This window comes from Geodermatophilus sp. SYSU D01180, from assembly GCF_054050415.1.
This window is the reverse complement of record NZ_JBJGZH010000017.1, coordinates 105,506-111,850: the sequence shown is the minus strand read 5'-3', so window position 1 is coordinate 111,850 and position 6,345 is coordinate 105,506. Positions and strand designations below refer to the sequence as shown.

The window sequence follows — 6,345 nt, the reverse complement described above, 5'->3', positions numbered from 1 at the left end:
CGGGCCGCGCCGGGGACCCGCCCCCCCCGCCCCCCCCCCCCCCCCCCCCCCCCCCCCCCCCCCCCCCCCCCCCCCCCCCCCCCCCCCCCCCCCCCCCCCCCCCTCCCGGGGTCCTTCCTCAGTTGCCGCTGGAGAACGCCGCGTCGAACGCCGCGGCCGGCGGGTCGAACGCCAGCCGGCGGACGAACGCCAGCGCCTCGGGGGCGCCGACCAGGCGGTCCATGCCGGCGTCCTCCCACTCCACCGAGATCGGCCCGTCGTAGCCGATCGTGTTGAGCATCCGGAAGCAGGCCTCCCACGGGACGTCGCCGTGCCCGGTGGAGACGAAGTCCCAGCCGCGCCGCGGGTCGGCCCACGGCAGGTGCGAGCCCATCCGGCCGTTGCGGCCGTTGCCCACCTGGCGCTTCGCGTCCTTGCAGTCGACGTGGTAGATCCGGTCCTTGAAGTCCCAGATGAACGAGACCGGGTCGAGGTCCTGCCACACGAAGTGGCTGGGGTCCCAGTTGAGGCCGAACGCCTCGCGGTGGCCGATCGCCTCGAGCGTGCGGACCGTCGTCCAGTAGTCGTAGGCGATCTCCGACGGGTGCACCTCGTGGGCGAACCGGACGCCGACCTCGTCGAACACGTCGAGGATCGGGTTCCAGCGGGCGGCGAAGTCGGCGTAGCCGTCCTCGATCATCGAGGCCGGGGCCGGCGGGAACATCGCCACGGCCTTCCAGATCTTCGACCCGGTGAACCCGACGACGGTCTCCACGCCGAGCTTCGCCGCCGCGCGGGCGGTCAGCTTCATCTCCTCGGCCGCGCGCTGCCGCACGCCCTCGGGGTCGCCGTCGCCCCAGACGCGCTTGTGGACGATGTCGCGGTGCCGCTCGTCGATCGGGTCGTCGCAGACGGCCTGGCCGTTGAGGTGGTTGGAGATGGCCCAGACCTTGAGGCCGTACTTGTCGAGCAGCGCGAGCCGCTCCTCCACGTAGGAGTCGTCGTTCGCGGCGCGCTCGACGTCGAGGTGGTCGCCCCAGCAGGCGATCTCCAGGCCGTCGTAGCCCCACTCGGACGCGAGCCGGGCCACCTCCTCGAACGGCAGGTCGGCCCACTGGCCGGTGAACAGGGTGACGGGACGGGGCATGGCGGGGGTGTCCTCTCGGGTCAGGCGGGGACGGGGGTCCACACGGAGTCGGCCGCGGCGCTGCGCTCGACGGCCTCGAGCACCCGCTGCACCTGCAGGCCGTCGGCGAAGGACGGCGCGGGGGCCTCCTGCTTGGCGATGGCGGTGAGCAGGTCGACGACCTGGTGGGTGAAGCCGTGCTCGTAGCCCAGCCCGTGCCCGGCCGGCCACCAGGCCGACACGTAGGGGTGCTCGGGCTCGGTCACGAGGATGCGGCGGAAGCCGGCCACCTCCGCGGGCTCGCTGCCGTCGAACAGCTGCAGGACGTTCATGTCCTCGAAGTCGAAGGCCAGGCTGCCGGCGGAGCCGTTCACCTCGATGCGGATGGCGTTCTTGCGGCCCAGGGCGAACCGGGTCGCCTCGAAGGTGGCCACCGCGCCGCCGGAGAACCGGCCGAGGAACACCGCGGTGTCGTCGACGGTGACCTGGCCGGTGCCCTCCCCCGCGACGCCGGACAGCGACCCGGCCGCGGCGGGCAGCGGGCGCTCCTTGACGAACGTCTCGAGCAGGGCGCTGACCCCGGTGACGGTCTCCCCGGTGATGTACTGCGTGAGGTCGACGACGTGCGCGCCGATGTCGCCGAGCGCCCCCGAGCCGGCCTTGTCCTTCTCCAGCCGCCACGACATGGGCGCCGACGGGTCGGCGATCCAGTCCTGCAGGTACTGGGCGCGCACGTGGCGCACCTGGCCGATCCGGCCGTCGGCGACCAGCCGGCGGGCGAGCCCGATCGCCGGCACCCGGCGGTAGGTGAACCCGACCATCGAGCGGACGCCGCGCGCGGCGGCGCGCTCGGCGGCCTCGGTCATCGCCTCGGCCTCGGCGACGGAGTTGGCCAGCGGCTTCTCGCACAGGACGTGCTTGCCGGCCTCCAGCGCCGCGATGGCGATCTCGGCGTGGGTGTCGCCGGGGGTGCAGACGTCGACCAGGCCGACGTCGTCGCGCTCGAGGACCCGCCGCCAGTCGGTCTCCACCGAGGCCCAGCCCAGGCGGGCGGCGGCGTCGGTGGCCCGCTCCCGGTCGCGGCCGGCGAGCACGGTGAGCTCGGGGCGCAGCGGGAGGTCGAAGAAGTGGGGGGCGGTGCGCCAGGCCTGCGAGTGCGCCGCGCCCATGAAGGCGTGTCCGATGAGGCCCACCCCGAGGGTCGGCCGGTCAGGTGAGGTCATGGGGGCTCCCGGAGTGGGACGGGGCCGCCGGCGTGCACCGGCGGCCCCGTCCGGGTGGATCAGGACTCGAACGCGCTGTCGATGTACTGGTCGACGTTCTCCGCGGTGACGACCGGCGCGTTGAGCACGATCTGCCGCGGGATCTCGACCTCGACCAGGTCGGACAGGGCCTTGTCCTGCGCGATCAGCCGGGCGAGGCTGATGCCGTCGGCGGCCTGGGTCGACGGGTAGATGACCGTCGCCTGGAGGACCGAGTTGCCCTCCTGGATCGCGCGCATGGCGTTGGCCGAGCCGGCGCCGCCGACCATGAAGAACTCGTCGCGGCCGGCGTTCTGGATCGCGGCCAGGACACCGACGCCCTGGTCGTCGTCGTGGTTCCAGATCGCGTCGATCTGCGGCGCGGCCTGCAGCAGGTTGGCCGCCGCCTCCTCGCCGCCCTCGACGGTGAAGTCCGCGGCCACGCGGTTGTCGACGTTGAGCCCGCAGTCGGCCAGCGCGTCGGCGAAGCCCTGGCTGCGGTCCTGGGTCAGCGGCAGCGAGTCGATGCCGGCGATCTCCGCGACGACGGCGTCGGGGTTGTCGCCGAGCTGCTCGCAGATGTAGGTGCCGGCCGAGACGCCCATGCCGTAGTTGTCGCCGAGGATCGTGGACCGGGCGGCGAACGGGCTGTCGAACTGGCGGTCGACGTTGATGACCGGGATGCCGGCCTCCATCGCCTGCAGCGCGACCGGGGTCAGCGCGGCGCCGTCGAAGGGCAGCAGCACGATGGCGTCGACGCCGTCGTTGATGAACGTCTCCACCTGGCTGATCTGGGTGCTGACGTCGTTGGTGCCCTCCGCGACCACCAGCTCGACGTCCTCGTACTGCTCGGCCTCGGCGCGGGCGGCCTCGGTGATGCCGGCCATCCAGCCGTGGTCGGCGGCCGGGGCGGAGAAGCCGATGGTGACGGTCTCGCCGGCCTCGTCGTTGGCGCTGGCGGCCTGGTTGCCCCCGCCACCGCCGGACTCCTCCGGGGTGTTGCTCGTGCAGCCGGCCACGAGCACGCCCGCGCTGAGCAGGGCGACCGTGGCGTACGGCAGGCGGCGGAACGGACGCTGCCTCGTTGCAGACATGCTCTCTCTCCTCGATGTCGCCCCCTCTCGGAGGCGGGTGGGCTGCCACCGGACGGAGGTCCGGTGGGTGGTGCGGTCCGGCGCGGGTCGCGCCGGGAGTCAGAGGGTCTTGCCGCTCGCGGCCGGGCGGGTGCCGCCCGGTCCGCCCTCGACGGTCGAGCCGCCGGAGACCGCCCCGGCCGGGCCGCCCGCGGCGGGCAGGCCGCCGGACGGCGGTCCCGCGGTGGGCCGGCGGAAGCTGAACCCGCCGGTGGCCAGCCGCTGCTGCAGCAGGACGGCGAGGACGATGATCACGCCGCGGGCGACGGCCTGGGCCGAGCTCGACAGGTTGTTGAGCGTGAAGACGTTGCCGAGCGTCGTGAAGATGAGGACGCCGAGGACGGTGCCGACGATCGTCCCGCGGCCGCCGATGAGCAGCGTGCCGCCGATGACGACCGCGGCGATGGCGTCGAGCTCGTAGAGCGTGCCGTGGGTCGAGCTGCCCGTCGTCGTCCGCGCCATGATCATCACGGCGGCGATGCCGCAGGTGATGCCGGACAGCACGTAGAGCTTGACGGTGTGCCGCTGCACCCGGATGCCGGCGAGGCGGGCGGCCTCGGCGTTGCCGCCGACGGCGAAGGTGCGCCGGCCGAAGGTGGTCCGGTTGAGCAGCACCCACCCGGCGATCGCGACCAGCGCGAAGATGATCACCAGGGTCGGGACGCCGAGCACGTCCCCGGAGAAGAAGGACAGGAAGTCGCTGTCCCGCACGATCTGGGTGCGCCGGTTGGCGATGATCTCGGCCAGGCCGCGCGCGGCGGCGAGCATGGCCAGCGTGGCGATGAAGGCGGCGAGCTTGCCGTAGGCGATGACGACGCCGTTGACCAGGCCGGCCACCGCGCCGACGACCAGCGCGGTGAAGACCATGACGATCCAGTGGAAGTCCTCGGCCATCTGCTGGGTGGCCAGCGTGGTGGCCCACACCGACGCCAGCGCCACCAGCGCGCCGACCGACAGGTCGATGCCGCCGCCGATGATCACGAACGTCATGCCGACGCTCACCACGCCGATGACCGAGGCCAGCCGCAGGATGGTCAGCACGTTGTCGACGTCGGCGAAGCGGTCCCCCGCCGTGATGACGCCGACGACGCACAGGATGACCAGGGCGACGACCAGGCCCAGGTTGCGGCCGACCGGTCCGCTCATGAACCCGCCTCCCGACCGGTTCCGGCCGGTGTCCTTGCCGGAGCCCGCGGTCACCGCGGTGCTGCCCTCACTCATGCGACGTCCCCTTCGTGCACCGGGACGCCGTGCGTCGACGTCCCTTCCATGACCAGGTCGAGCACGCGGTGCTCGTCGAGGGCCGAGGCGGGCTCCTCTGCCAGCACCCGGCCCTCCGCGACGACGAGGACCCGGTCGGCCAGACCGAGCACCTCCGGGATCTCGCTGGAGACGACGACCACCGCGACACCGCGGTCGGCCAGGTCGCGCACCAGCGCGTAGATCTCCGAGCGCGCCCCGACGTCGACGCCGCGGGTCGGCTCGTCGAGCAGCAGCACCCGGCAGTCACGCAGCAGCCAGCGGGCGAGCACGACCTTCTGCTGGTTGCCGCCGGACAGCGTCCGCACCTCGCGGGTGACGTCGGCCGGGCGGACCTCCAGCGCGCTGACCTGCTCGCGGGCGGCCTCGCGCTCGGCGGCGCCGGAGAGGAAGCCGCCGCGGGCGAAGCGGGCCAGGCTGGAGATGCTGATGTTGCGGGCGACGGACTCGCCGAGCAGCAGCGCCTGGCTCTTGCGCTCCTCCGGCGCGAGCCCGACCCCCGCGGCCACCGCGGCGCCGACGTCGCCGTGCCGCAGCCGGCGCCCGTCCACGCGGACCGTGCCGCCGCTCGCGTGCCGGGCGCCGTAGAGGGTCTCGAGGATCTCCGACCGGCCCGAGCCGACCAGCCCGGCCAGCCCGACGATCTCGCCCGGCCGGACCGAGAAGGAGACGTGGGAGAAGGAGCCGTGCAGCGACAGGTCCTCGACCTCGAGCACCGGCTCGGCGGTGGGCGCGGGCCGGTGGTGGCGCTCCGGGAAGACGTACTCGATGTCCCGGCCGGTCATCAGCGTGATGACCTCGCGGGTCGGCGTCTCGCGGGCCGGCAGCCCGGTGGCGACGGTCCGGCCGTCCTTGAGGACGGTGATCCGGTCGCCGATCTCGCGGATCTCCTCCAGCCGGTGGGAGATGTAGACGACGGCGACGTCGTGGGCGGTGAGGTCGCGGATGACCGTGAACAGCCGCTCGACCTCCTCGTTGTCGAGGACCGCCGAGGGCTCGTCCATGATGATCAGCCGCGCGTCCTGGGACAGCGCCCGCGCGATGCTCACCATCTGCTGGGAGGCCGCGGGCAGCGAGCCGACCTCGGCGCCCGGCCGGATCTCGGGGTGGCCGAGCCGGGTGAGCAGCTCCCCCGCCCGCCGGTTCAGCTCGCGCGGCCGCACGAAGCCCATCTGGGCCTGCTCCCGGCCGAGGAAGACGTTGTCGGCGACGGTGAGCCCGGCGACGAGGTCGAGCTCCTGGTAGATCGTCGCGATGCCCAGGCCGAGCGCGGCCTGCGGCGTGGACAGCCGGACCTGCTCGCCGCGCCAGTAGATGGCGCCCTCGTCGGGCTGGTGGGCGCCGGCGAGGACCTTGATCAGGGTCGACTTGCCGGCACCGTTCTGGCCGAGGAGGCAGTGCACCTCCCCCGCGCGGACGTCGAGGTCCACGCCGCCGAGCGCGCGCACGCCCGGGAAGGTCTTGACGATGCCGTGCATCTCCAGCAGCGGCGCCTCTGCCGGTGGCATGGCCTCACCTCGGACTTCTGCTCAACGTTGACCATTAGTCTGTGCAGCGGTGACCATATGAACCGAGTCACAAGGGGTCAAGGCCCCGTGAGCGGTGT

Annotated in this window: 5 protein-coding genes; all 5 read right to left on the bottom strand. The window is 73.3% G+C overall.

Annotated features, from left to right (window positions below; translation table 11 throughout):
* Positions 1 to 118 precede the first annotated feature (118 nt).
* The 5 genes from ACI8AA_RS16295 to ACI8AA_RS16275 all read right to left on the bottom strand — a co-directional run bounded on the left by ACI8AA_RS16295 (position 119) and on the right by ACI8AA_RS16275 (position 6,247).
* Complete coding sequence (locus ACI8AA_RS16295; RefSeq protein ID WP_457045447.1) at positions 119 to 1,126, bottom strand: sugar phosphate isomerase/epimerase family protein; 1,008 nt, start codon at positions 1,124 to 1,126, stop codon at positions 119 to 121.
* Positions 1,127 to 1,146: 20 nt separating this feature from the next.
* The gene (locus ACI8AA_RS16290; protein WP_457045446.1) at positions 1,147 to 2,328 is read right to left on the bottom strand and encodes a Gfo/Idh/MocA family protein; all 1,182 of its coding nucleotides are present in this window, start codon (positions 2,326 to 2,328) and stop codon (positions 1,147 to 1,149) included.
* A 59-nt stretch (positions 2,329 to 2,387) separates the two neighbouring features.
* Entirely contained in the window at positions 2,388 to 3,440 is a 1,053-nt protein-coding gene (locus ACI8AA_RS16285; protein WP_457045445.1) for a substrate-binding domain-containing protein, read from the bottom strand.
* A 99-nt stretch (positions 3,441 to 3,539) separates the two neighbouring features.
* Positions 3,540 to 4,700 carry an ABC transporter permease gene (locus ACI8AA_RS16280; RefSeq protein ID WP_457045444.1) on the bottom strand — a complete coding sequence of 387 codons (1,161 nt, stop codon included), beginning with the start codon at positions 4,698 to 4,700 and terminating at the stop codon, positions 3,540 to 3,542.
* A complete protein-coding gene (locus ACI8AA_RS16275; protein ID WP_457045443.1) occupies positions 4,697 to 6,247 on the bottom strand; it encodes a sugar ABC transporter ATP-binding protein in 1,551 nt (516 codons plus the stop codon). The genes ACI8AA_RS16280 and ACI8AA_RS16275 overlap by 4 nt, the downstream gene beginning before the upstream one ends.
* Positions 6,248 to 6,345: the final 98 nt, after the last annotated feature.

Coding starts and splice junctions, on each gene's coding strand:
- ACI8AA_RS16295 (WP_457045447.1), bottom strand. CDS start 1,126: ATGCCCCGTCCCGTCACCCTGTTCACCGGCCAGTGGGCCGACCTGCCG.
- ACI8AA_RS16290 (WP_457045446.1), bottom strand. CDS start 2,328: ATGACCTCACCTGACCGGCCGACCCTCGGGGTGGGCCTCATCGGACAC.
- ACI8AA_RS16285 (WP_457045445.1), bottom strand. CDS start 3,440: ATGTCTGCAACGAGGCAGCGTCCGTTCCGCCGCCTGCCGTACGCCACG.
- ACI8AA_RS16280 (WP_457045444.1), bottom strand. CDS start 4,700: ATGAGTGAGGGCAGCACCGCGGTGACCGCGGGCTCCGGCAAGGACACC.
- ACI8AA_RS16275 (WP_457045443.1), bottom strand. CDS start 6,247: ATGCCACCGGCAGAGGCGCCGCTGCTGGAGATGCACGGCATCGTCAAG.